General features: G+C 66.2%; 13 protein-coding genes and 1 tRNA gene. 10 read left to right on the top strand and 4 right to left on the bottom strand.

Features of this window, described 5'->3' with window-relative positions; translation table 11 throughout:
- Nucleotides 1-149: 149 nt before the first annotated feature.
- The 9 genes from G6N50_RS12070 to G6N50_RS12030 all read left to right on the top strand — a co-directional run bounded on the left by G6N50_RS12070 (nt 150) and on the right by G6N50_RS12030 (nt 23,987).
- Nucleotides 150-9,416, top strand: a complete 9,267-nt coding sequence (locus G6N50_RS12070; protein WP_083094211.1) for a type I polyketide synthase — start codon at nt 150-152, stop codon at nt 9,414-9,416.
- Between the two features lie 85 nt (nt 9,417-9,501).
- On the top strand, nt 9,502-9,894 hold the full coding sequence (acpS, locus tag G6N50_RS12065; protein WP_083094210.1) for a holo-ACP synthase AcpS: 393 nt from the start codon (nt 9,502-9,504) through the stop codon (nt 9,892-9,894).
- 78 nt (nt 9,895-9,972) lie between these two features.
- On the top strand, nt 9,973-11,298 hold the full coding sequence (locus tag G6N50_RS12060; protein ID WP_083094209.1) for a dipeptidase: 1,326 nt from the start codon (nt 9,973-9,975) through the stop codon (nt 11,296-11,298).
- A 325-nt stretch (nt 11,299-11,623) separates the two neighbouring features.
- Nucleotides 11,624-13,384, top strand: a complete 1,761-nt coding sequence (locus tag G6N50_RS12055; RefSeq protein ID WP_083094339.1) for an NAD(P)/FAD-dependent oxidoreductase — start codon at nt 11,624-11,626, stop codon at nt 13,382-13,384.
- Nucleotides 13,385-13,580: 196 nt separating this feature from the next.
- On the top strand, nt 13,581-19,130 hold the full coding sequence (locus G6N50_RS12050; RefSeq protein WP_083094338.1) for a type I polyketide synthase: 5,550 nt from the start codon (nt 13,581-13,583) through the stop codon (nt 19,128-19,130).
- Between the two features lie 32 nt (nt 19,131-19,162).
- Nucleotides 19,163-20,008: an ABC transporter ATP-binding protein gene (locus tag G6N50_RS12045; protein ID WP_142275488.1), complete on the top strand. Its 846-nt coding sequence runs from the start codon at nt 19,163-19,165 to the stop codon at nt 20,006-20,008.
- The gene (locus tag G6N50_RS12040) at nt 20,008-20,865 is read left to right on the top strand and encodes an ABC transporter permease (protein ID WP_083094207.1); all 858 of its coding nucleotides are present in this window, start codon (nt 20,008-20,010) and stop codon (nt 20,863-20,865) included. The genes G6N50_RS12045 and G6N50_RS12040 overlap by 1 nt, the downstream gene beginning before the upstream one ends.
- 202 nt (nt 20,866-21,067) lie before the next feature.
- Nucleotides 21,068-22,423, top strand: coding sequence for a cation:proton antiporter (locus G6N50_RS12035; RefSeq protein WP_083094206.1), 1,356 nt, complete (start codon nt 21,068-21,070; stop codon nt 22,421-22,423).
- Between the two features lie 199 nt (nt 22,424-22,622).
- Nucleotides 22,623-23,987, top strand: a complete 1,365-nt coding sequence (locus tag G6N50_RS12030) for a cytochrome P450 (RefSeq protein ID WP_083094205.1) — start codon at nt 22,623-22,625, stop codon at nt 23,985-23,987.
- Here the strand turns inward: G6N50_RS12030 and bcp are convergent.
- Nucleotides 23,984-24,457, bottom strand: coding sequence for a thioredoxin-dependent thiol peroxidase (gene bcp / locus G6N50_RS12025; protein ID WP_083094204.1), 474 nt, complete (start codon nt 24,455-24,457; stop codon nt 23,984-23,986). The two genes, G6N50_RS12030 and bcp, sit on opposite strands and share 4 nt — an antisense overlap.
- Nucleotides 24,458-24,561: 104 nt before the next feature.
- Between bcp and G6N50_RS12020 the strand changes: the two genes are divergently transcribed.
- Nucleotides 24,562-24,789, top strand: a complete 228-nt coding sequence (locus G6N50_RS12020) for a DUF3618 domain-containing protein (RefSeq protein ID WP_083094337.1) — start codon at nt 24,562-24,564, stop codon at nt 24,787-24,789.
- 47 nt (nt 24,790-24,836) lie between these two features.
- Here the strand turns inward: G6N50_RS12020 and G6N50_RS12015 are convergent, their stop codons facing one another.
- The 3 genes from G6N50_RS12015 to G6N50_RS12005 form a co-directional block, all read right to left on the bottom strand.
- On the bottom strand, nt 24,837-25,103 hold the full coding sequence (locus G6N50_RS12015) for an Ntn hydrolase family protein (protein ID WP_083094203.1): 267 nt from the start codon (nt 25,101-25,103) through the stop codon (nt 24,837-24,839).
- 142 nt (nt 25,104-25,245) lie between these two features.
- A tRNA-Lys gene (locus G6N50_RS12010) sits at nt 25,246-25,321 on the bottom strand.
- A gap of 209 nt (nt 25,322-25,530) precedes the next feature.
- The gene (locus G6N50_RS12005) at nt 25,531-26,769 is read right to left on the bottom strand and encodes a GNAT family N-acetyltransferase (protein WP_083094202.1); all 1,239 of its coding nucleotides are present in this window, start codon (nt 26,767-26,769) and stop codon (nt 25,531-25,533) included.
- Between the last annotated feature and the right edge of the window lie 91 nt (nt 26,770-26,860).

The raw sequence follows: 26,860 nt of genomic DNA, 5'->3' as shown, positions 1-26,860 counted from the left end.
TCAGCACCACCCGGGCGGTCCGCCGATCAACACACCGGCCAGCCGTTTTCCCGGCTGCGATTCGACGCGGAATCGACAGAACCCCCGCCCGGCGGTGGTGACCGCCAGACGAACGAGACCTAAAGACGCATACAGGGGAGACAGACAAAGTGACGATCCACGAGCACGACCGGGTGTCCGCCGACCACGACGGGCACGGCCCGCAGGGAGGCAAGCACCCGCAAGCCGGGGACACCCACGCTCTTGTCGACCGCCTGACGGCCGGCGAGCCCTACGCCGTGGCGTTCGGCGGCCAGGGCAGCGCCTGGCTGGAGACGCTCGAGGAACTCGTGTCGTCGGCCGGCATCGAGTCCGAGCTGGCGACGCTGGTCGGCGAGGTGAACCTGCTCCTCGAGCCGGTCGCCAAGGAACTCGTCGTGGTGCGTCCAATCGGCTTCGAACCGCTGTCGTGGGTGCGTGCGCTGGCGGCCGAGGATCCCGTCCCCTCGGCCAAGCACCTGACTTCGGCCGCGGTGTCGATACCGGGCGTGCTGCTCACCCAGATCGCGGCCGTGCGGACGCTGGCACGGCAGGGCATGGACCTGAAGGCGACGCCGCCGGTGGCAGTCGCCGGACACTCCCAGGGTGTGCTCGCCGTCGAGGCGCTGAAGGCGGGGGGTGCCCGCGATGTCGAGCTGCTGGCGCTGGCCCAGCTGATCGGTGCCGCCGGCACGTTGGTGGCACGCCGGCGCGGGATCTCGGTGCTCGGTGACCGCCCGCCGATGGTGTCGGTCACCAACGCCGACCCCGAACGCATCGGCCGGCTGCTCGACGAGTTCGCGCAGGACGTGCGCACCGTGCTGCCGCCCGTGCTCTCCATCCGCAACGGCCGCCGTTCGGTCGTCATCACCGGCACCCCGGAACAGCTGTCCCGCTTCGAGCTCTACTGCCAGCAGATCTCGGAAAAGGAAGAAGCCGACCGCAAGAACAAGCTGCGCGGCGGCGACGTCTTCTCGCCGGTCTTCGACCCGGTCCAGGTCGAGGTGGGCTTCCACACGCCCCGGCTGGCCGACGGCATCGACGTCGTCGGCAGCTGGGCCGAGAAGGTCGGCCTGGACGTCGAGCTGGCCCGGCACCTGACCGAGTCGATCCTGGTGCGTCCGGTCGACTGGGTGGAGGAGATCACCCGAGTCAACGACGCCGGCGCTCGCTGGATTCTCGACCTGGGGCCCGGTGACATCCTGACCAGGCTGACCGCGCCGGTGATCCGTGGGCTCGGTGTGGGCATCGTGCCCGCGGCGACCCGCGGCGGGCAGCGCAACCTCTTCACCGTCGGCGCCGTCCCCGAGGTCGCGCGGGCCTGGTCGAGCTACGCCCCGACGCTGGTTCGCCTGCCCGACGGCAGGGTCAAGCTCTCGACCAAGTTCACCCGGCTCACCGGCCGCTCGCCGATCCTGCTGGCCGGCATGACCCCGACCACCGTCGACGCCGCGATCGTGGCCGCCGCGGCAAACGCCGGGCACTGGGCCGAGCTGGCCGGCGGCGGGCAGGTCACCGAGGAGATCTTCGCCGACCGCGTCGAGCAGCTGTCCGGGTTGCTCGAGGACGGCCGTACCTACCAGTTCAACGCGCTGTTCCTGGACCCGTATCTGTGGAAGCTGCAGGTCGGCGGAAAGCGGCTGGTGCAGAAGGCGCGCCAGTCCGGCGCGGCCATCGACGGCCTGGTGATCAGCGCCGGCATCCCCGATCTCGAGGAGGCCGTCGAGCTGATCGAGGAGCTGGGCGAGGTGGGCATCAGTCACGTCGTCTTCAAGCCGGGCACCGTCGAGCAGATCCGCTCGGTTATCCGCATCGCGACCGAGGTGTCCACCAAACCGGTGATCGCGCACATCGAGGGTGGACGCGCCGGCGGTCACCACTCCTGGGAGGACCTCGACGACCTGCTGCTGGCAACCTACTCGGAATTGCGGTCGCGCCCCAACATCACCGTCTGTGTCGGCGGCGGCATCGGCACGCCCGAGCGGGCGGCCGAATACCTGTCCGGGCGCTGGGCGCAGGAATACGGCTTCCCCCTGATGCCGATCGACGGCATTCTGGTCGGCACCGCGGCGATGGCGGCCAAGGAGGCCACCACGTCGCCGTCGGTCAAGCGGATGCTGGTCGAAACCCAGGGCACCGATCAGTGGATCGGCGCCGGAAAAGCTTCGGGCGGAATGGCTTCCAGCCGTAGCCAGCTCGGTGCGGACATCCACGAGATCGACAACAGCGCCTCGCGATGCGGCCGGCTTCTCGACGAGGTCGCCGGTGACGCGGAAGCCGTCGCGGAACGTCGCGACGAGATCATCGCGGCGATGGCCACCACCGCCAAGCCGTACTTCGGCGATGTCGGGGAGATGACCTACCTGCAGTGGCTGCAGCGGTACGTCGAACTGTCCATCGGTGACGGCGATTCGACCGCCGACACCGCATCACCGGGCAGCCCGTGGCTCGCCGACACCTGGCGAGACCGTTTCGAGCAGATGCTGCAACGGGCCGAGGCGCGTTTGCACGCACAGGATTTCGGTCCCATCGAGACGCTGTTCGACGGCTCCACCGACGACGGCGCGCGGCTGCTGGAAAATCCCGCCGAGGCCATCGCCACCCTGCTTGCGCACTACCCCGACGCCGAGCGCGTACAGCTGCACCCGGCCGACGTCCCGTTCTTCGTCACGCTGTGCAAGATGCTGGGCAAGCCGGTCAACTTTGTGCCGGTGATCGACAAGGACGTGCGGCGCTGGTGGCGTAGCGACTCGCTGTGGCAGGCGCACGACGCCCGTTACGACGCCGATCAGGTGTGCATCATTCCGGGTACCGCGGCGGTGGCCGGCATCACCCGGATGGACGAACCCGTCGGTGAACTTCTGGACCGCTTCGAGCAGGCGGCCATCGACGAGGCGCTCGCCGCGGGAGTGGAGCCCAAGGCCGTCACGTCACGCCGCACCGGCCGCGCCGATGTGACCGGTCCGTTGGCCGTCGTGCTGGACGCCCCCGACGTGCTCTGGGCCGGCCGCACCGCGACCAACCCGGTCCATCGGATCGCCGACCCCTCCGACTGGCTGGTGCATGACGGACCCGAGAGCCGCCGCGCCACGCATTCGTCCACCGGGGCGCGGCTCCAGGTCGACGGCGACCGCGTCGTGCTCAGCGTTCCGGTGTCGGGCACCTGGATCGAAATCCCATTCACCTTGCCCGCCAACACTGTTGACGGTGCCACCCCGGTGGTCTCCACCGAGGATGCCGCCACCGCCATGCGCGCGGTGCTGGCCATCGCCGCCGGGGTCGACGGGCCCGACTTCCTACCCGCGGTCACCGACGGAACGGCCACCGTCACGGTGGACTGGGACCCCGAGCGGGTCGCCGACCACACCGGCGTCACGGCCACATTCGGAGAACCGTTGGCGCCCAGCCTCAAAACCGTGCCCGACGCGCTCGTCGGCCCCTGCTGGCCCGCCGTCTTCTCGGCGATCGGCTCGGCCGTCACCGACGCCGGCGTTCCGGTTGTCGAGGGCCTGCTGAGCCTGGTGCATCTCGACCACGCCGCCCACATGGTCGGCACTCTGCCGAAGTCCCAGTCGCAATTGACCATCACCGCAACGGCTTCGGCGGCCATCGACACGGACATGGGCCGCGTCGTCCCGGTTTCGGTTGTCATTGGCGACGCCGACGGTCACGTGATCGCCACGCTCGATGAGCGTTTCGCCATCCTGGGACGCACCGGCTCCGCCGAACTGACCGACCCGGCGCGCGCCGGCGGTGCGGTCTCACAGAACGCGACCGACACCCCGCGTCGGCGCCGCCGCGACGTCACCATCACCGCCCCGGTCGACATGCGGCCGTTCGCGGTGGTCTCCGGTGACCACAACCCCATCCACACGGACCGGGCCGCCGCGCTGCTGGCCGGCCTGGAATCGCCCATCGTGCACGGCATGTGGCTGTCGGCCGCCGCCCAGCACGCGGTGACCGCCACCGACGGCCAGGCCCGCCCGCCGGCGCGACTGATCGGCTGGACCGCGCGCTTCCTGGGCATGGTGCGCCCCGGCGACGAGGTCGCGTTCCGGGTCGACCGTGTCGGAATCGACCAGGGTGCAGAGGTTTTGGAGGTCGCCGCCCGAATCGGATCCGACCTGGTGATGTCGGCGACGGCACGCCTGGCGTCCCCGCACACCGTCTACGCCTTCCCCGGCCAGGGTATCCAGCACAAGGGCATGGGCATGGACGTCCGGGCCCGGTCCAAGGCCGCCCGCAAGGTGTGGGACAAGGCGGACAAGTTCACCCGCGACACCCTGGGCTTCTCGGTCTTGCACGTGGTGCGCGACAACCCGACCAGCATCATCGCCAGCGGTGTGCACTACAACCACCCCGAGGGCGTGCTGTACCTGACGCAGTTCACCCAGGTCGCGATGGCCACGGTGGCCGCCGCGCAGGTCGCCGAGATGCGCGAGCAAGGCGCCTTCGTCGAGGATGCGATCGCCTGCGGCCACTCCGTCGGTGAGTACACCGCGCTGGCCTGCGTGACGGGCATCTACGAGCTGGAAGCCTTGCTGGAAACGGTGTTTCACCGTGGATCGAAGATGCACGACATCGTGCCGCGGGACGAGCTCGGCCGGTCCAACTACCGGCTGGCGGCGATTCGGCCGTCGCAGATCGACCTGCCCGACGATGAGGTTCCGGGGTTTGTCGCCGGAATCGCCGAGAGCACAGGCGAGTTCCTTGAGATCGTCAACTTCAACCTGCGCGGCTCCCAGTACGCGATTGCCGGCACGGTGCGCGGCCTGGAAGCGCTCGAAGAAGAGGTGGAGCGGCGCCGCGAGATCACCGGCGGCAAGCGCTCGTTCATCCTGGTGCCCGGCATCGATGTGCCGTTCCACTCGCGGGTGCTGCGCGTCGGTGTGGCGGAATTCCGGCGGTCGCTCGACCGGGTCATGCCGCGCGACAAGGACCCCGACGTCATCATCGGCCGCTACATTCCGAATCTGGTGCCGCGTCCGTTCACCCTGGACCGCGACTTCATCCAGGAGATCCGCGACCTGGTGCCGGCCGAACCGCTCGACCCGATCCTCGCCGACTACGACACTTGGCTCGCCGAGCGCCGCATCGAGATGGCACGCACCGTCCTGATCGAGCTGCTGGCATGGCAATTCGCCAGCCCGGTGCGCTGGATCGAGACGCAGGACCTGCTGTTCACCGAAGAGGCCGCCGGCGGTCTGGGTGTGGAACGGTTCGTCGAGATCGGTGTGAAGTCCGCACCGACCGTCGCGGGCCTGGCCACCAACACTCTCAAGCTGCCCGAATACGCCCACAGCACAGTCGAAGTGCTCAACGCCGAGCGCGACGCGGCCGTGCTGTTCGCCACCGACACCGACCCCGAGCCCGAGGACGAGCCGGAGGTCGCGCAGCCGGTCGCCGAATCGGCCGAGGGGGCCGCTGTGGAGGCCGCACCGGCGCCGGCTCAGGTCGCCGCCCCGTCGGGGGGCCCGCGCCCCGACGACATCGGGTTCGGCGCCGCCGACGCCACCCTGGCTCTGATCGCGTTGTCGGCCAAGATGCGCATCGACCAGATCGAGGAGCTGGACTCCATCGAGTCCATCACCGACGGTGCGTCGTCGCGGCGTAACCAGCTGCTGGTGGACCTGGGTTCGGAGCTGAACCTGGGCGCCATCGACGGCGCCGCCGAAGCGGACCTGGCCGGGCTGCGCGCGCAGGTGACCAAGTTGGCGCGCACCTACAAGCCTTACGGCCCAGTACTTTCCGACGCGATCAATGACCAGCTGCGCACGGTGCTGGGACCCTCGGGCAAGCGGCCCGGCGCCATCGCCGAGCGGGTCAAGAAGACCTGGGAGCTGGGCGAGGGTTGGGCCAAGCACGTCACGGTCGAGGTGGCGCTGGGAACCCGTGAGGGAACCAGCGTGCGGGGTGGCGCCATGGGCCACCTGCACGAGGGCGCACTCGCCGACGCCGCTTCCGTCGATAAGGCGATCGACGCCGCGGTGGCTTCCGTCGCCGCGCGTCGTGGCATCGCGGTGTCGCTGCCGTCTTCGGGCGGTGCCGGCGGCGGTGCGACCGTCGACGCGGCCGCGCTAAGCGAATTCACCGACCAGATCACCGGCCGCGACGGCGTGCTGGCCTCGGCGGCCCGCCTGATCTTGGGTCAGCTGGGCCACGACGACCCGGTAAGCGCACTGCCGGCGGCCACCGACGCCGAGCTCATCGATCTGGTGACCGCCGAGCTCGGCGCCGACTGGCCGCGCCTGGTGTCGCCGGTGTTCGAGCCGAAGAAGGCAGTGCTGTTCGACGACCGGTGGGCCAGCGCGCGCGAAGACCTGGTCAAGCTCTGGCTCAGCGACGAGGGTGACATCGACGCGCGGTGGGTGGACCTGTCCGAAAGGTTCGAGGGCGCAGGCCATGTGGTGGCCACCCAGGCCACCTGGTGGCAGGGCAAGGCCCTGTCCGCGGGCCGTCAGATCCACGCATCGTTGTACGGCCGCATCGCGGCCGGCGCCGAAAACCCGGATCCGGGCCGGTACAGCAACGAAGTTGCCGTGGTGACGGGCGCCTCCAAGGGCTCGATCGCCGCGTCGGTCGTCGCGCGACTGCTCGACGGCGGTGCCACCGTCATCGCCACGACGTCCAAGCTCGACGACGAGCGCCTGGCGTTCTATCGCGGGCTCTACCGCGACCACGCCCGCTACGGCGCGGCGCTATGGGTGGTCGCCGCCAACATGGCGTCCTACTCCGACATCGACGCGCTGGCGGAATGGATCGGCACCGAGCAGACCGAAAGCCTTGGGCCGCAGTCGATTCACATCAAGGACGCGCAGACGCCGACGCTGCTGTTCCCGTTTGCCGCACCGCGGGTCGCGGGTGACCTGTCCGAGGCCGGATCTCGCTCCGAGATGGAGATGAAGGTGCTGCTGTGGGCGGTGCAGCGGTTGATCGGCGGGTTGTCGAGGATCGGCGCCGAGCGCGACATCGCGTCGCGGCTGCACGTGGTGCTGCCGGGCTCGCCGAACCGCGGAATGTTCGGCGGTGACGGCGCTTACGGTGAGGCCAAGTCGGCGCTGGACGCCTTGGTGAGCCGTTGGCACGCCGAGTCGTCGTGGGCGACCCGGGTCAGCCTGGCGCACGCGCTGATCGGCTGGACCCGCGGCACCGGGCTGATGGGCCACAACGACGCCATCGTCGACGCGGTCGAGGAGGCCGGTGTCACCACCTACTCGACCGATGAGATGGCGGCAATGTTGTTGTCGCTCTGCGACATCGAGTCCAAGGTGGCCGCGGCGAGTGCGCCGATCAAGGCCGACCTGACCGGCGGGCTGGGCGAAGCGAACCTCGACATGGCCGAGCTGGCCGCCAAAGCCCGCGAGCAAGCCACCTCGAGCGAGGAGGCCGACGAGGCCGCCACTGAGGGCACCATTGCCGCGCTGCCGTCCCCGCCGCGCGGCTTTACCCCGGCACCGCCTCCGGAATGGTCAGACCTCCACGTCGACCCGGCCGACCTGGTGGTCATCGTCGGTGGCGCGGAGCTCGGCCCCTACGGCTCGTCGCGGACCCGCTTCGAGATGGAGGTCGACAACGAACTGTCGGCGGCCGGCGTCCTGGAGCTGGCCTGGACCACCGGGCTGATCCGCTGGGAGGACGACCCCCAACCCGGTTGGTACGACACGCAATCCGGTGATCTCGTCGACGAATCCGAGCTGGTCGAGCGCTACCACGACACCGTCGTCGAGCGCTGCGGCATCCGCGAGTTCGTCGACGACGGCGCGATCGACCCCGACCACGCGTCGCCGCTGCTGGTGTCCGTGTTCCTGGACAAGGACTTCGCCTTCGTGGTGTCCTCGGAGGCCGACGCGCGCGCCTTCGTCGAGTTCGATCCGGAACACACGATCATCCGGCCGGTGCCCGACTCCAGTGACTGGCAGGTGATCCGCAAGGCCGGCACCGAGATCCGGGTGCCGCGAAAGACCAAGCTGTCGCGGACCGTCGGCGCGCAGATCCCCACCGGGTTCGACCCGACCGTGTTCGGCATCAGCCAGGACATGGCCAGCTCGACCGACCGAGTGGCGCTGTGGAACATTGTCGCGACCGTCGACGCGTTCCTGTCGTCGGGCTTCACCCCGGCCGAGTTGATGCGCTGGGTGCACCCGGGGCTGGTGGCCAGCACGCAAGGCACCGGCATGGGCGGCATGACGTCGATGCAGACGATGTATCACGGCAACCTGCTCGGCCGGAACAAGCCGAACGACATCCTGCAGGAAGTTCTGCCGAACGTCGTTGCCGCGCACGTCATTCAGAGTTATGTCGGCAGCTACGGCGCGATGATCCACCCGGTGGGCGCCTGCGCCACCGCGGCGGTGTCGGTCGAGGAGGGCGTCGACAAGATCCGTCTCGGCAAGGCCGAGCTGGTGGTCGCCGGCGGATTCGACGACCTGACGCTGGAAGCCATCATCGGCTTCGGTGACATGGCGGCCACCGCCGACACCGGCATGATGCGGGGCCGCGGCATCCACGACTCGAAGTTCTCCCGGCCCAACGATCGACGCCGGCTGGGATTCCTCGAGGCGCAGGGCGGCGGCACCATCCTGCTGGCGCGCGGCGACCTGGCGCTCAAGATGGGCCTGCCGGTGCTGGCCGTGGTGGCCTACGCGCAGTCGTTCGCCGACGGCGTGCACACCTCGATCCCGGCACCGGGGCTGGGCGCGTTGGGTGCCGGTCGCGGCGGCAAGGATTCGGCGCTGGCGCGGTCGCTGGCCAAGCTCGGCGTGGGCGCTGACGACATCGCGGTGATCTCCAAGCACGACACGTCGACCCTGGCCAACGATCCCAACGAGACCGAACTGCACGAGCGGCTCGCCGACTCGCTCGGTCGCTCCGAGGGTGCGCCGCTGTTCGTGGTGTCGCAGAAGAGCCTCACCGGGCACGCCAAGGGCGGCGCGGCGGTCTTCCAGATGATGGGGCTGTGCCAGATGCTGCGCGACGGGGTGATCCCGCCCAACCGCAGCCTGGATTGCGTCGACGACGAACTGGCCGGCTCGGCCCACTTCGTCTGGGTGCGCGAGACCTTGCGGCTAGGGGAGAAGTTCCCGCTCAAGGCGGGGCTGTTGACCAGCCTTGGGTTCGGCCACGTTTCGGGGTTGGTCGCGCTGGTGCACCCGCAGGCGTTTGTCGCCGCGCTGGACCCGGAGCAGCGTGCGGACTACCAGCAGCGCGCGGACGCACGCCTGCTGGCCGGTCAGCGGCGGCTCGCGTCCGCGATCGCCGGCGGCGCGCCGATGTACGAGCGGCCACCGAACCGTCGCTTCGGCCATGACGCACCGGAGAAGCGTCAGGAGGCGGCGATGCTGCTCAACCCGGATTCGCGCCTGGGTGACGGCGAGGCCTACCAGGTCTCTGCCGGATGACGCCGGGTTATTGCCCGGCTTCGCACCGGTCGGCCACGCGGACCGCATCCTCGCCGCGCCCGGCCATCCGTTAGCCTGGCGACCCATGGGAATTGTCGGTGTGGGGATCGACCTCGTCTCCATTCCTGATTTCGCCGAGCAGGTCGACCAGCCGGGAACCGTCTTCTCCGAGACGTTCACTCCGGGGGAGCGCCGCGACGCGTCGGACAAGAGTTCGTCGGCGGCGCGTCATCTGGCGGCCCGCTGGGCCGCTAAGGAGGCGGTGATCAAGGCCTGGTCGGGGTCGCGGTTCGCGCAGCGCCCCGTGCTTCCGGAGGACATCCACCGCGACATCGAGGTGGTCACCGACATGTGGGGACGCCCCCGGGTGCGGCTGAGCGGCGACATCGCCAAACACCTGGCCGACGTGACGATCCACGTGTCGCTGACGCACGAGGGGGATACCGCCGCCGCGGTGGCCATCCTGGAGACGGCGTGAGCGTCACGCTGGCGTGACGGTCGACGTCCAGCGTCACGCCAGCGCAACGCTCGACGACCGCCTACTAGCCTCGAGATCATGAGCGATCTGGTTGAGCGCGTCCGCGCGGTGCTGCCGTCGGTGCGGCGCGACCTCGAAGACCTGGTGCGCATCGAATCGGTGTGGGCCGACCCCGGCCGCCGCGACGAAGTACACCGCAGCGCGCAGGCCGTCGCGGACCTGTTGTCGCAAGCCGGTTTCGGCGACGTGCGGATCGTCAGCGAAGGGGGAGCGCCTGCGGTCATCGCGCACCATCCCGCACCTCCCGGTGCGCCGACCGTGCTGCTGTACGCCCACCACGACGTGCAGCCCGAAGGCGACCGCGGCCAGTGGGTGTCGCCGCCCTTCGAGCCGACCGAACGTGACGGCCGGCTCTACGGGCGCGGCAGTGCCGACGACAAGGCGGGCATCGCAACGCATTTGGCGGCGTTTCGGGCACACGGTGGTCAGCCGCCGGTGGGCGTGACGGTCTTCGTGGAGGGGGAGGAGGAATCCGGTTCGCCGTCCCTGGGCCGACTGCTGGCCGCCCACCGCGATGCGCTCGCCGCCGACGTGATCGTCATCGCCGACTCGGACAACTGGAGCACCGAGGTCCCGGCGCTGACGGTGACGCTGCGCGGGCTGGTCGACTGCGTCGTCGAGGTCGCCACCCTCGACCATGGGCTGCACTCCGGCATCTGGGGCGGGGTGGTGCCCGACGCGCTGAGCGTGCTGGTGCGGCTGCTGGCCAGCCTGCACGACGACGACGGAAACGTGGCGGTCGCCGGACTGCACGAAAGCACCGCTGCCGCAGTCGATTACCCGCCAGCGCGGGTGCGCGCCGACTCCGGTCTGCTGGCCGGGGTGGCCGAGATCGGCTCGGGTTCGGCGCCGCAGCGGCTGTGGGCCAAACCCGCGATCACTGTGATCGGCATCGACACCACACCCATCGAGAAGGCTTCGAACACGCTGATCCCGCGGGCGCGGGCCAAGATCAGCATGCGCATCGCGCCCGGCGGAGACGCCGCGGCGCACCTGGACGCCTTGACCTCCCACCTACAACACCACGCGCCGTGGGGTGCGCAGGTCAGCGTCACCCGTGGCGACATCGGCGAACCCTACGCCATCGACGCCACCGGCAGCGTCTACGACGCCGCGCGGTCCGCGTTCCGGCAGGGGTGGGGGACCGATCCGATCGACATGGGCATGGGCGGATCGATCCCGTTCATCGCCGAGTTCGCCGAGGCGTTTCCGCAGGCGAAGATCCTCGTCACCGGCGTGGAGGACCCCGCGACCCAAGCGCACAGCGTCAACGAGAGTCTGCACCTGGGCGTGCTGGAACGCGCGGCGATCAGCGAGACGCTGCTGCTGGCCAACCTGGCCTGAGCCCGTCGCGCCGAGGCCTCGGCAACATCGCGACAATAGTGCTGTCCACCTCAAGGTGAGGTTTAATCCGTCGAGTACCGACTTTTGTTTCCTCTTTGTTCAATCACGCAGTTCAAGGGTCGATAGACCTCTGAGGCCTTCCGGGAAGATTTCCCCCAGGTCCTGAAATTCAGTCTGCCGCAACGAATCTGGTGGGACAGTTCTCCGGTGGCCTGCCTCAGCGGGCGCAAGTGCTCATCCGCTTGCCACCGCCCCCATTTCGTGTAACCTTCTTAACTATTAAGTAAGTGAACTGACTCTCTTGGTAAGAGGGGGACGCGTGGACGTGCGAGCGCAGCTGTCGCACTTGAGCTCGGAGGAACGCGAGACCCTGGCGGCCAGAATCATGACCCGCTTGGACGCCGATTCAGCCTCCGCCGATCACGACGTCACCATTCTCGGAGGCGGCGTCGCTGGCCTCACGCTGGCGCTTGAGCTCCGTAGCGTGCGTCCGCAGACTCGAATCCTCATCATTTCTCCGACGTCGCACCCCGTTCCGGAGGTCACCCACACGGTCGGGGAGTCGACAGTCGAGGTTTCCGCTCATTACCTCCGGGATCGGCTCGGATTGGGCGATCATCTGCATACCGCCCAGATCCGCAAAATGGGGTTGCGGATGTTTTTCTCGCACGATGGGAACACGGATATCGCCCGGCGGTTGGAGCTCGGCAGCTCCGCATTCATACCGCAGGTGACCTATCAAATCGACCGCGGCAGGTTGGAGAACGAGCTTTACCGGCGTTGCCTGGCCGCAGGTGTTGCCATCCTCCGCGGTCGAGTCCTGTCGGTCGGGGGCGGCCAAGGGGGGCGCGCACACACGGTCTCCGTGCAGAACGGTGAAACGATCACCCACACCACGGCGCGCTGGATCGTCGACGCATCGGGCCGCAACCGGACCCTGCCCCGCCAACTCGGCCTGAAGCGCCCCAACAAACACAACTGCAATGCGGTGTGGCTACGTGTCGCGACTGAAATAGACATCGGTCAGTGGAGTGATGATCCAGCTTGGCAGGCGCGCCTCATCGAAGGCGATCGTGCGCTGTCCACGAATCATCTGATGGGCGAGGGCTATTGGGTCTGGCTGATCCGGCTCGCGTCGGGATCGACCAGCGTTGGGATCGTTGCGGACCCCGCCTTCCACGAGTTCGACCGCTTCAACACGCTCGCTAAAGCCCGAACGTGGCTGCGCCAATACGAGCCGCAGTGCGCAGCGGTCCTGGCAGAGCACGAACACCTGATCAGAGACTTCAGGGTGATGAAAAACTACAGTCACGGCGCCACCAAGGTGTATGACGGCCGTGACCGTTGGTGTCTCACCGGCGACTCGGGAATCTTCCTGGATCCCCTGTATTCGTCGGGGCTCGACCTGATCGCGATCGGCAACGGCCTGATCACCGACATGATCGCCCGCGAGCTTGACGGCGAGGATGTCGTGGCACGATCCGGCATCAGCGATTCTCTGTTCCGGTCCCTCACCGACATGTGGCTTGCTGTCTACCGCGACCAATACCAACTGATGGGCTCGCCCGCCGTCATGTCGGCCAAAGTAATCTGGGATATCGCGTTCTATTGGGGCTTCGTGGGCTTGCTCTACAGAAACGGTCGATTCGTCAGTGTGGCAGACGACCCTCAGGTGGTGCCCCACCTGGAAGGGCTTATCGCGCTCAGTAACCGCACGCAAAGATTCTTCCGCGAGTGGGCCTCGGTCGAGATCGCCTGTCCGGCAGCGCAATTCGTCGATTTGTACTCGCCGTTGAATTTCATGGTGACGCTCCACATCGCGATGATGAAAGAAACTGCGGACTTCGCCGCACAGTTCGATGCGAACGCCCGGCTCCTGCGTCAGCTTGCAGGCCACCTGGTCGAGACCGTGGTGTCGGAGAAATGTGTTGATTTCGCCGAAGACGGCGTGATGCGGCAGGTGCAGGCCTGGCAACAAGACCCTCTGCTGCGCGAGCTCCGATCCATCTATCGCCATGAGCAGGCAAATAATCCGATCAGCCAAGATTGGATTCTCGGCACCGTACCCGCACTAGAAGCAAGTTGACCCGAAGAAGAATCGCCCGCGGTCTGGCTCTCGGAGCCTTGCACATTCGCCGGCCCAGCGTTCCCTTTGCTCTCGGCGGAGAGCACGGCGAACCACAGGCGTCCGCAGATGCACACAAACTCCGAATACGCACGCAACGGCCTGCCGCGGCAATCCCGCGCAAGCTGGACAAAGGCCGTACGGGGAAAGGATGAGCATGCCCGCCGAACACAGCACTCGCGAACCCTTGGCGATCGTCGGCATCGGGTGTCACTTTCCGGGCGGCGCCCACACGCCACACAGCTACTGGAACCTGCTGTGCAGTGAAATCGACGCGACGTGCACAGTCCCCGAAACACGATGGAATGCCGAGAAATACTACGATCCGAACCCGGCGAAGGTCGGCAAGATGGTTACCCGTCGAGGCGGATTCCTCAGCGAGATAGACCAATTCGACCCGCAATTCTTCGGTATCTCTCCACGAGAGGCGAACTTAGTCGATCCACAGCAACGCCTTCTGCTTCAAACGACGTGGGAGGCTCTGGAAGACGGCGGAATAGCCCCGGACAGCCTGGCGGGCACCGAGGTCGGCGTCTTCATCGGTGGTTTCACCCTCGACTACCAACTTCTGCAAAATCAGGGACGCGCCAGCCGGTACCGATTCAAAACCCATTCCGCCACCGGAATGATGATGACCATGCTGGCGAACCGGATCTCGTTCGCCTTCGATTTCCGCGGACCAAGCATGACGGTCGATACGGCATGCTCGAGTTCACTGGTCGCCGTTCACCTTGCGGCGCTGAGCATCTGGAACGGCGAATGCGACCTCGCGCTAGCCGGTGGCGTCAACATCATGATCGGCCCGAATACCGCCATCGCCGAATCGAAGAGCGGATTTCTCAGCCCGGACGGCCGCTGCAAGGCCTTCGACGATTCCGCTGACGGCTACGCGCGCGGAGAAGGTGGCGCGGTCGTCGTCATCAAACCACTGCAGCGGGCGCTGGCCGACGGCGACGAAATCTACGCCCAGATCCTCGGCACCGCCGTGTCGCAGGACGGGCGCACCGACGGCATCACCGTCCCCAGCGCCGAAGCACAAGAAGCGGCGATCACCACCGCCTTGCGACGAGCGGGCGTTCGGCCCGGCGAAGTCGGGTACGTGGAGGCGCACGGCACTGGTACCCCCGTCGGCGATCCCATAGAGGTCCGCGCCCTCGCCAATGTCCTTGCCGCAGAACGGCCGGCATCGGATCCACTGCTGATCGGATCGGTCAAAACCAACATCGGCCATCTTGAGGCCGGCGCGGGGGTAGCCGGGCTGATCAAAGCGGCACTAGTGCTCAAACACGGCTACATCCCGGCGAACCTGCACCTGAAAAACCCGATTGCCCTGGGGAGCTCGGGCCTTGCCGTCGCCGGGACCAGTCGCCCGTTTCCGGGCGACGGGCGACGCGTGGCGGGGGTCAACTCGTTCGGCTTTGGCGGCACCAACGCCCACGTTGTGCTCGCTGAGCCCCCGGCCGCAGTTCGCGCCGAAACCTCGAATCACGCTCAGCGGCCGCCGCTGGCCGTGCTGCCGATCTCCGCGCGGACAGAGGAGGCGTTGGTGGCGACGGCCGGCCGATTGGCCGAGCACCTGCGCGCCCACCCCGACCTCGCACTGCACGACCTCGGCTACACCCTCAGCCGGCGTCGGTCGCACCTGAAATATCGCGGTGCCCTCGTCGCGGACAGCATTGCCGACGCGCTTGACCAGCTCGAGGCTTTCGCCGAAGGCCGGCGGAGCCCCGCGGGCCGCACACCACCAACTTCGCCCAAGTTGGCGTTTGTCTGTACCGGGATGGGACCCCAGTGGTGGAAGATGTGCCGCGGACTGCTGGACGTCTATCCCGCCTTCACCGACAGCATTCTGCGAAGCGACCGCGAGCTCGCTCGTTACGCCGACTGGTCATTGATCGACGAGCTCCGAGCCGACGAGCCCGGCTCTCGTATGGCGGAAACGGACATCGCGCAACCCGCCAACTTCGCCATTCAGATAGCGATCGCCGAGCAGCTCAAGCAGTTCGGGGTCAACCCCGACGCCGTGATCGGACACAGCGCCGGTGAGGTCGCCGCTCACTACCTGGCCGGTGTCCTCACCTTCGAGCAGGCGATCCGCGTCATTTATCACCGGAGCCGCCTCCAGCAACGCACGCGCGGGCTGGGCCGGATGCTCGCCGTCGGCCTCAGCGCCGAAGCGCTCACTCAGTGGATCGACGGCGCGACGTTCGACCACGTCGGGGGGCGGGTGTCTATCGCCGCGGTCAACAGCCCATCGGCGGTCACCGTCGCGGGAGACAGCGATGTCCTGGAAGAGATCGCCCGCCAACTCGATGAACGCAACGTCTTCAACAAGTTTCTCGCCGTGGAAGTGCCATATCACACTCACTACATGGACGCGGTGCGAGACGATCTGCACAGCGCCTTGGACGGGCTGTCATCGAAAGCGGCGACGATCCCGCTGTACTCTACCGTGACCGGGGAACGGTTGGAGGGATACGCCGCCGGTGCCGCCTACTGGTGGCAAAATACTCGCGCCACAGTACTTTTCGAGCCCGCGGTCACCCGGATGCTCGATGAGGGATACACCCACTTCGTCGAGCTGGGACCACATCCCGTTCTGGCGCCGTCGATCGCCGAGATCGCCGCAGCCCAGAACAAAGACATTGTCGTCCTGGCGAGCCAGCGACGCAACGAGGACGATAGCCGCACGCTGATGAATTGCGTTGCCGCACTGCACTGCCACGGCCACCCGGTGGGATGGGACGCTTTATACCCGAGCCAGGCGGCGCGGCCGGTGAAGCTCCCTTCCTACCCATGGCAATTCAGACGGTATTGGAACGAGACCCAGGAAGCCGCGGAGGACCTGCACTACAACCCGGTGCATCCGCTGCTCGGGCAAGCGGTGAGCGCCGTGCACCCCACTTGGGAACTGGAGTTGAGCACCGCCACCGTCCCCTTCATCGCGGATCACCAAGTCCAGGGAAGTGTTCTGCTGCCCGGGGCGGCATACATCGAAATGGCCTTGGCCGCTGGTGAAGAAGCCTACGGGTCAGCGGACCACAGGGTGGAGAACCTGACGCTGCATCGCGCCCTCATCCTCGACGACACATGCGACCCCATCCTCAGGACAACCCTCAACCAGGACACTGGGATGCTCGAATTCGCGGCATTCACCGCGACGGCGGGCGGCGAGCTGAAGTGGACGATAACGGCGACCGCGGAACTCAATGCACGTCCGCGATCGCCCGGCCGTCACGATTTCCCCAGCGCGACAGGGCAAGTCATCACCATCGACGGCGACGAATTCTATTCCCGCACCCGAGCCGTCGGCTTGGCGTACGGTGACGCGTTCCAGACCATCACCGATGCCACTGCCGGAGACGGCTGGGCGACAGCCCGGATCGCCATTCCCGCGAGCCTCACCGGAGAAGTCGCCAGATACCGATTCCATCCGGCTCTCATCGACGGCGCCTTCCAAACGCTGCTGGGCACATCGCTTTTCCGGCGGGACGCGAACGAGAGTCCCTACCTTCCCGTTCGGATCCGCCGGAGCGCCATATACGGCGCGCCCGAAGAGAACATGACCGTTCAGGTACGGGTCGTATCGGCCACCGAAGACGAGATCGCGAGCGACATCGCGATCGTCGGCGACGACGGGCAACCGCTCGCCGTCTTCAACGGATTCACGGTGCAATCGCTCAGTGCGTCGTCTAGCATGTCGCCCGAACGTGTCGACAAGGGATTGTATGAAATCGAATGGGTCGCGCAGTCCGGCGTCGAACATGATCACCGCGAGAATCCGGTTACGCCCGAGGGAATGTCGTGGCTGATCTTCATCGATGCCGCCGGCGTGGGCTCAGCGCTCGCGGAGCGGATGCGGCGCAGCGGCCAGCGCGTCCGGACAGTAGAGCATCGACACGTCCAGTCGCTCGCTGAGCTCGATGACGGGTACGCGCTGAACCCGCGGCAGCCCCGGCAACTGCACCAGTTGCTCGAAACACACCTCGCCAGGGAAGGCCAACTTGCCGGCATCATCAACTGCTGGCCGATGAACATCCGTCCACATCCCGACGTGCCCGAAACTAATGACCAGATCGGCGTTTTCGCGATACTTCATCTCGTCAAGGCCCTAGCAGAACACGACATCGTCCAGCCCCGCCTCTACGTCGTCACGGCCAACGCGCAGCCGGCGCCCGGGACCGAAGCGCTGGCCGTCGAACAAGCGGTCGTCTGGGGACTCGGTCGCGTCGTCGGCCACCAGGAATTTGTCAAGCAATGGGGTGGCCTTATCGACATCGACGCCGCCGACGATCACGTGGAGACCGCCACGCGCATCTGCGAGCACGTTCTCGGCGATGATCCAGAGGACCAGATCGCCGTGCGGGGCAGCAAGACGTTCGTTCCGCGTCTTCGCCCGAGCGGCAGTCTCACGAAAGTCTTTCCAGCCAAACTCACACCCGACGCGACCTACGTGGTCACCGGTGGAGCAGGGGCCCTGGGCCGCACCATCGCGACATACCTTGCCCAACGGGGGGCAAGGCATATCGCGTTGCTATGCCGGAGCGAAATCCCGTCGAGGAGTTGCTGGCCGTCCCTGTCCGACGACCACCGGCATAGGTCAACCGTCGACGCGATCCGACACATCGAGCACCTCGGCGCTCGAGTGACGACGGCCAGTGTCGACGTGACCGACGCCAATCAAGTCGAGGCCTGGCTGAGTCGTCACCTCCGAGACGGAGGCCCGCCGGTTCGTGGAATCATCCATGCCGCAGGGTCTGTCGACGATCAGCTTCTGGTCAACATGACCGAAGCGGATTTCGCCGCGGTGATGGCGCCCAAGGTCACCGGCACTCGCGTGTTGCACAACTCTTTCAAAGAGCACGAGCTGGAATTCTTTGTGATGTTCGGGTCTGCAGGGTCGGTCATCGCAGCACCGGGTCAAGGCAACTACGCCGCCGCCAACGCTTTCCTCGATGCCTTCGCGCACTACCGACAGTCCGAGGGACTGCCGGCTCTCACCATCGGGTGGGGCCCCTGGTCGGTCGGCATGGTCGAAGAGCTCAAGCTCGAAAAGATCTACGCTCAGCGCGGAATCGAGTTGATCACGCCCGCGGCGGGCACCCAGATTCTCGATCGACTCATCAACCAAAAAGCGCCCAACGTCATCGCCATCACCGTCGACTGGACGCGGGCCCGCCGGGTCGGGCTTGTCGGACAATTGCCGCCGATGTTCTCCGAACTGGGAACGGCTGACGCCGCGATCGATGACACCGATTCCGAATCGTCCATACTCGACGCCCTGTCAGGTTGCCCCCAAGCCGAGAGGCTCGACATGGTCGCACGCCTCGTTCGGCAAATCGTCTCCGCGGTCTTCGAAGTCGCCGTGACCGAAATCGGACCCGAAGACGCCCTCGACGATCTTGGCTTGGACTCAATGATGGCAATGGATTTCAGGACAAGAATCGGTGCGACCTTCGCGATCGACCTACCGGTGCTGGAATTGCTCAGAGGGGTAAGCGTCAACTCACTGGCCGTTCGGATACTCGGCGAGCTCCAACTAAGCTGCGCCGACCCGCCCGGGCTCGACGAACAGCGACCGGACGCCACTACGTCCGATGACATCGATCGACTCATCGAGCAGTTATCCGAGGCGGACCTGCGGGAAGTGCTGGCCGATCTTCAACGACGTCCCACCGAGCGGGGGACGGGAGGGCCGCAGTCGTGAATCCCGTTCCATCGCCGGGCCCGGCGATGACGATGGCCGACCGTTCCTCCGCGGTGCATGTTCGGGGTTTGTCGAAGACCTACGGACAGTTGCACGCGGTGCGCGACCTGGACCTCGACGTCGGCTACGGCGAAATTTTCGCGATCCTCGGGCCAAACGGCGCCGGCAAGTCGACGACCATCGAAATCCTCGAGGGCCACCGGCAACGTGATTCGGGACACGTGCGTGTATTGGGCGCAGACCCCGGAACCGCGGGGCGGAGCTGGCGCGCCAAGATCGGCGTAGTGCTGCAAGAAGCCAGCGACTTCGGCATGCTGACGGTGTCCGAGACCGTGCAGGTCTTCACGAAATGCTATGGAAGAGCTCGTGTTCCGGAGGAGACACTCGAACTCGTCGGGCTGGCCCCGGTTTCCGATTCCAGGGTGAGGACGCTATCGGGGGGACAGCGCCGTAGGCTCGACGTCGCTCTCGGCATCATCGGCATGCCCGAATTGCTGTTCTTGGACGAGCCGACGACGGGGTTCGATCCAGACGCGAGACGACGATTCTGGGACCTCATCAGGCTATTGGCCGGCGATGGCACGACCATCCTGTTGACCACCCACTACCTGGAAGAAGCTGCCGCACTGGCGGATCGCGTGGCGGTCCTCGCCGGCGGCAGGGCGGTGGCAGTCGACTCGCCGGCGAAACTGACTGAATACGTGAACTCGGCCGCGACGGTCCGCTGGATGGAGGGAGACAAGGTCCACGTGGAGAAGACAGATCACCCCACCGAATTGATCCGGCGGCGGTCAAGAGACGGGGCGGAGCTGTCTGCGCTGACGGTCTCCCGCCCGACGCTCGAAGACGCTTATCTTCAGTTGATCGGTTTGGCGTGATGGACATCGACCAAGTCAGAAGTGCCGCACCGCCGCGACGCGGCCTGACCGTCGTCCAGCCGCCGCTTCCGTCACCGCTGCGCATCGGGTTGTCGCGAATCGTGCCTGAGTTGAAGATGTTTTACCGCCGGCCGGAGCAGTTGGTTCTCACCTTTTCGATGCCGGCCGTGATCGGCATTCTGTTGGGTTCGATCTTCACGACGAAACTGCCCCATAGCGATACCAGCACGGGCGCCGTGATCGCGGCGAGCATCCTCGCTTACGGGATACTCTCGACCTCTTTCATCAACCTCGGCATCAGCATCGCGGCCGACCGTGAAAGCGGCGCGCTGAGGCGCCTGCGGGGGACGCCGACGACCGCGTCCTCGTATTTCATCGGAAAAATCTCTTTGGTTGCCGTCGCAAGCCTCGCCGAGGCGGTTGTGCTCCTGGCGGTAGGCGTGCTCGTCTTCAAACTTCATTTACCTACCAATGGTTTTGGATGGTTCACCCTGTCCTGGGTGTTCATCTTGGGTATCGTCAGCTGCTCACTCCTGGGCATCTTCGTCAGCAACTTGGCAAGTAACGCGGTTTCCGCCGCCGTGATAACCAACGGCCCGGCGGTGGCTCTACAATTCGTGTCAGGCACATACGTTCCGCTTGTCGCATTACCGGCATGGATGTTGACTATCGGCTCCGTGTTCCCCGTGAAGTGGATGGCCCAAGGTTTCCGGTCGGTGCTCTTACCATCGAACATGGCCGCATTCGAACCGGCAGGCAATTGGGAACACTGGTCGACGTTTCTGGTATTGACGGCGTGGAGTGTGGGTGGATTGATCGCCTGCCTCGCAGTTTTCCGCTGGTCGGACACGAAATAATCCTGCCCCGGAAATCTGGTGGACGATGACGGCAGTCGGTTCGCAGCGGCCCGGCCCCCGACCGGTCATTCGAATGTTGCCCCGGCCAGCCCTTTTGGCGAGCGCCACGCGCAATCGGCGGCCGAATGAACCGACGCCATCGCGCGCGAATGCGCTACTCACCGCGCCCCAACTGCCGGCCCACTCCGGATAGGAAGCCACGATGCCTTCCCTGCTCGCTATCACGTCGCACTTCTTCCTCCAGATTGCATTCATCTTGCTCACTTATCGCCTGCTCTGGCCGCTCTTCCGCCGGCTGGGCCAGGTGCAAGTGGTCGCGATCATGGTCGCCGGATTCGTGCTCGGCCCTTCGGTTTTCGGGTGGATATGGCCGGCCGGGCAGCACTGGTTGTTCCCTACGAAGCTGACCATCGGCGCCGAAACTTTCACACATCCGAACCTCACGGCCATCTACGTCGTCGGCCAACTCGGGCTCGTGCTTTACATGTTCCTGGTGGGGGCGTCGTTGAAGCTCGAAATTCTGCGCGCACATCTGCGGCAGGCAGGTGCAACTTCGGCCGCCGGTATCGGTATCCCATTGATGCTCGGTGGTGTCACCGGATGGTTCATGGTCAGCCTCGGCGGCTATTTCACGGGCAAGGTCGCGCATTGGCAGGGTGGCCTGTTCGTTGCCTCCGCGGTGGCCATCACCGCGTTTCCGATGCTGGCGTGGATTGTCTACGACTCCGGACTGCTCAACACCCGACTGGGGACGATGTCGTTGTCGTGCGCTGCCGTTGACGACGCTTGCTCGTGGATACTCTTGGCCACGCTGGTGGCGACCGCAAAAGGCCGCGTGTCCGGCGCGGTTCTGGCGATCGGAGGCGGGCTGGCCTACTTGCTGTTCATGGTCTTCGTTGGCCGGCCACTCCTTGCCAGATTGGAAACGTGGACACCGCCCCGCGCCGACGTCGCACGCACCGGTGGATTGCCGATCGCGCACCTGTCCGTTGTCCTGCTGGTCGTGCTGACCGCGAGCTGGTTTACCGATGCGGTCGGAATCTATTCCGTCTTCGGTGCTTTCGTGGCCGGCGCCGTGATGCCCCGCGGCGCGCTGCTTGATGCAATCCGAGATCGGTTCGAACCGCTGGTCGCATACCTGTTGATTCCGGCGTTCTTCATCTACTCGGGGCTGAACACTCAGCTCAGTCTGATCTTCGACGGAGCTACCTTCGTCATGGCGATCATCGTGCTCGTCGTGTCGTTCGCGGCGAAGTTCGGTGCCATCGGACTGACGGCGCGTTGGCAGGGCATGAGCTGGAGCGAATCGGGTGCGATGGGGGCGCTCGCCAACGCCCGCGGCCTGATGGAACTGATCCTGATCAACGTCGGATTGGAAGCGGGCCTGATCACCGGCAAGACCTACACGATCCTGGCGCTGATGACGATCATCACCACGTTCGTTGCCACCCCGCTGCAGCGCCTGTTCGAACGCCGCCTGAAGAAATCGGGATGCAGGTTCGGGCCCGCGGGTGAGGAGCCTTACCGCGAAGTCATTCGCGGCCCCGGGCCCCAGTAACCGCTTACAGCGAGAGATCGCCGCCCAGCTTGGCGACGTGGGCGGTCGCATCCACGTTGTACTGGGCGACGGCGTTAAACACTGCGGCTGGCCAACCTGGGCTGCCCGCGAAACTCGAACCCCGGATTGCGTATGTAGAACGATGGTCTCGTCGCATACTGCTTCTAGATGCAGCCACTCGTCCGCAGGAGACGCCACCGTGAGTACGGAAAACACCCTGACCGGAGACGCCGGCAAGACCAACCGTTACCACTTTGATCGCCACACCCCCGAATACCGCGAGCGGTTCACCGCGATCACCGAGGAGATGCACGCCAGGTGCCCGGTGGCGTGGACCGACACCTACGACGGGCATTGGGTGGCCGCGGGCAGCCGGGAAGTCTTCGAGCTCGCTCGGTGCCCGCACGTGTCCAACGACCACGATGTCACCGGCGAAGGCACCGGCTATAAGGGCATCACGATTCCCACGCTGCCGCAGGGCACCGGCGTCCGCGCCGGCATGCTCGAGATGGACGAACCCGAGCACTCCGCCTACCGCAGCATCCTCAACCCCTACCTGTCGCCGGCGGCCGTCAAGCGCTGGAAACCGTTCGTCGACGAGATCGTGCGGGCCAGCATCGACGAGAAGATCGAAGTCGGGCGGATCGACTTCGTCGACGATCTCGCGAACGTCGTGCCCGCCGTCCTGACTCTGGCGCTGATGGGCGTTCCGCTTAAGAAGTGGCAGCTGTATTGCGAGCCGGCCCACGCCAACGTCTACACCCCCGCCGATTCCCCGGATGCCCCAAGGGTTTTGGAGCAGACGATGGCGATGGTAGCGGACCTGTTCAACCACCTCCTCGAGATCCGTGAGAACCCACGCCCCGGCATAGTGGACGCGTTGGCAAGACTGCAGATCGACGGCGAACCCGCCCCCGACGACGAACTGCTCGGAATGCTCAGCTTGATCATCGGCGGGGGTTTCGACACGACGACGGCGCTGACCGCGCACGCGCTCGAATGGCTGGCCGAAAATCCCGAGCAGCGGGAACTGCTGAGGCGGGAATCGCAAACCCTGCTCGACTCGGCGACCGAGGAATTTCTGCGTTACTTCACGCCCGCTCCCGGCGACGGTCGCACGATCGCCGCCGACCTCGAAATAGCGGGCACGCGGTTCAAGGAGGGCGATCGCCTGTGGTTGTCCTGGGCGATGGCCAACCGCGACCCCGCGATATTTCCCGATCCGAACCGTTTAGACGTGAGCCGTAAGAACAACCGGCACTTCAGCTTCGGGCTCGGCATCCACCGCTGCATCGGCTCTAATGTCGCGCGCGTCGTGTTCAAGTCGATGCTTACGGCGGTGCTGGACCGGATGCCGGACTACCGCTGCGAACCCGAAGGCACCGTGCACTATCCGACGATCGGCGTGATCCAGGGCATGCAGCACCTTCCGGCCACCTTCACGCCCGGCCAGCGGCTCGGGCCGGGGATCGACGAGACGCTGGAGAAGCTGCAGCGGGTCTGCGACGAGCAGGGGATCGCGCGGCCCATCACCGAGTACAAGGAGGCCGCCGTCATCGGCTAGACGGACAGGTCGCGCCGGAGCTTGGCGACGTGGCCGGTCGCCTTCACGTTGTACTGGGCGACGGCGATCTTGCCCTTCTCGTCGACCACGAACGTCGACCGGATGACGCCGGTGACCGTCTTGCCGTACATCTGCTTCTCGCCGTAGGCGCCGTACGCCGTCAGGACCTTGCGCTCGGGATCCGACAGCAGCGGGAACGTCAGCTTCTCGGCGTCGCGGAACTTGGCGAGCTTCTCCGGCTTGTCGGGGGAGATGCCGATGACGTCGAGGCCGGCTTCGTTGAGCTCGGCCAGGCTGTCCCGAAAGTCGCACGCCTGTTTGGTGCACCCCGGCGTCGAAGCGGCCGGGTAGAAGTACACGACGACGCGACGCCCCTTGTAGTCGGCCAGCGATATCTTGTTGCCGTCGGCGTCGGGCAGGCTGAAGGAGGGCGCTTTGTCGCCCGGTGCAAGGCGCGTGGTCTCGGTCAAGGTAGGTCCCTTTCTGTTCACCGGAGCGTCGGGGTTACCGCCAGCTGATCTAGGGTAGTTCGGGCAGGTGCATGAGCCGGATAGTGGGCGACTTGGAGGACACAGTGGCGGACCGGGACCCCGAAGCCATCAAGCAGGACATCGACGTCGCCCGTGACCAGCTGGCGGCCACCGTCGACTCGCTTGCCGAGCGGGCCAACCCGCGTCGCCTCGCCGACGACCTCAAGGTCCGGGTGATCGGATTTGTGCAGAAGCCCGCGGTGCTGGCGTCGCTGGCCGGGGTCGGGGTGCTGGTCGTGGTGGTGACGGTGCGTCGCGTCAGGAATCGCTGACGCGAGGCCATGTCTTCGACGGGGGCCTCGCGCGACCAGGGGCTCGGCTACTCCCAGCCGGGCGGATCGTTCTCGGCCATGTAGGCCTCCCACGCGGCGCGCCGCACGGTCCGGGTGTGCAGGTCCTGACAGATCGCCTGCGCCTCCGCCGCTGAGCCGGCCCGGCCCAGGTCGTGGTGCACCAGCCCGTCATCGACCCGCTCGGCGCGGAAGCCGCCCGTCGAGACCGCATGGACCCGAAACTCGCTGCGGTCGTCGATGTTGGCATGGAAGTGGCCTTTGTAGGGCTCGACCCACTTCAGCTCAGTTTTCACAAGTCCCCTCTGAGAAGCCCCGTCGGGAGAGATGGTAGGGCTCGCGGGGTTGCTGGGAAAGGGATTTGTCGGAGATTGTTACCCATCGGGTGAACCCCCATCGGAACCGGTAAAGCCACCGAATACCCAGATATTCGGTGGCTGGTGCGCCGTCAGGGTTTCGAACCCCGGACCCGCTGATTAAGAGTCAGCTGCTCTACCAACTGAGCTAACGGCGCTTGTGGTCGGCCGAGACCGCGTAGGCGACAATAACAGGCGTCCCGCCGCGGAGCGAAATCCCGACCTCGGTCCAGGATACCGCCCGGGGTGAGGGCGCTTTCCCGTGTTCGCGTCGGTGCGGGTCGCCGGCGGGTGCTCAAGACAGCCGGATCGCCGCGCCACCGCCGGTGGCGGCCGTGTCCCGCAAGGATTTTCATTTCTTGAGGCGTCACAACACCGTGCCGCAGAAGGGTGTCCGGTCGGTTCGGAAGGCGGCGTCCAGCTCGGCCAACGCGCCCTGGCGTGCCTCGGTGATGCGACCGGCCCGGGCGAGCTGGGAAGCCCGGTGCGCCCCCATGTAGACGGTGGCCAGGTCGGCCAGGCCGATCTCGATGTCCGGAGACCCGTCGTGGGGCGTGCACTTCCCGGCGCCATCGCGAGTCCGCAGCGCAAAGCGCCCTCCCGCGAGGCCGAGCGGGTCTGTGACGTCCAGCACGATGTCGGCGTCGGCGGCGTAGGTGCGGGCGCTGAGCGTCTCGGGGACATCGTTGAGGCGCACCCACAGGAAGTCGCTGACGCCCTTGGTTTCGGCGGCGCGTTGGTCGACGAGTTTGAGTGGCAGTGGATCATCGGGGGGCACGTCGATCTCGACGCGATAGAACATCTCCAGCACCAAAAGCGTCTGCAGCAACTCGGTGTGCGCCTCGTCGGTAATGGGGCAGAAGTCTTCGACGACCACGGTGCCCAGCGGTGGCCGGAACGCATGCTGGTGCGAGCCCACAACCCGGTAGGTCAAAAAGCCGTCGGGGTGAATGGTGTAATGCAGCGCAGATCCATTGCCGCGCTGGGTCGGTCGGTCGTCCAGGTAGTCGGCCCACCACGCGTCGTCCCGGGATATCGCGCCATTGGTTGTGGCACACCATCGTTCGTAGATCTCCGGCAGGTGCTGTCGCGCTTCGGCGGCGTTGACCTCCCGCGCCCGAATCCGGCTGGGCGCGGTGCGCAACTTCGCGAAGCGGCGGTCGATGGAGTAGGTGTGGCTGTAACTCGATACGCCGGCGCCGAATGCGTCATACATCGCGGTCTGCGTTGGTACGCCGCAGACGATCGGATAGCCGCGGTCCAACAGGATGCCGAGCCCCTTGGCGCTGAGCTGCGCCCAAAGTCCCTTGCCCTGATGCGTTGAGGCAACGGCGATCATCGTCAGCCACGCGACCCGCAGGTTGGCGCCACCCGGCACGGTGAGCCGCGAGGGGTAGATGATGGACGTTCCCACCAGATTTGGTTGCTCCGGATCGGAGACATCCTCGGCGATCAGGATGTTGTCCAGGCTGACTCGGCGTTTCCACCCCTCGAGGTCTTCCGGGCCCACCGGATCGCCGAAAGTCCGGGCCTGATTCTCAAAGACCGCCTGCCAATCGTCTTCGGTGGGATGCCGAATATTGGTGTCGTCGTCCTTGTTGTCCATAGCACATCCAATCTGCTTGTAGCCCAGGCAAACCGGCACTGCGCACAGCGAATCCACGTACCGAGGGTGCTTTTACCTTCGATACCCGAGT

It is taken from the genome of Mycobacterium mantenii (assembly GCF_010731775.1).
GTDB lineage: Bacteria > Actinomycetota > Actinomycetes > Mycobacteriales > Mycobacteriaceae > Mycobacterium > Mycobacterium mantenii.
This window is presented reverse-complemented; position numbering and strand designations above follow the sequence as displayed.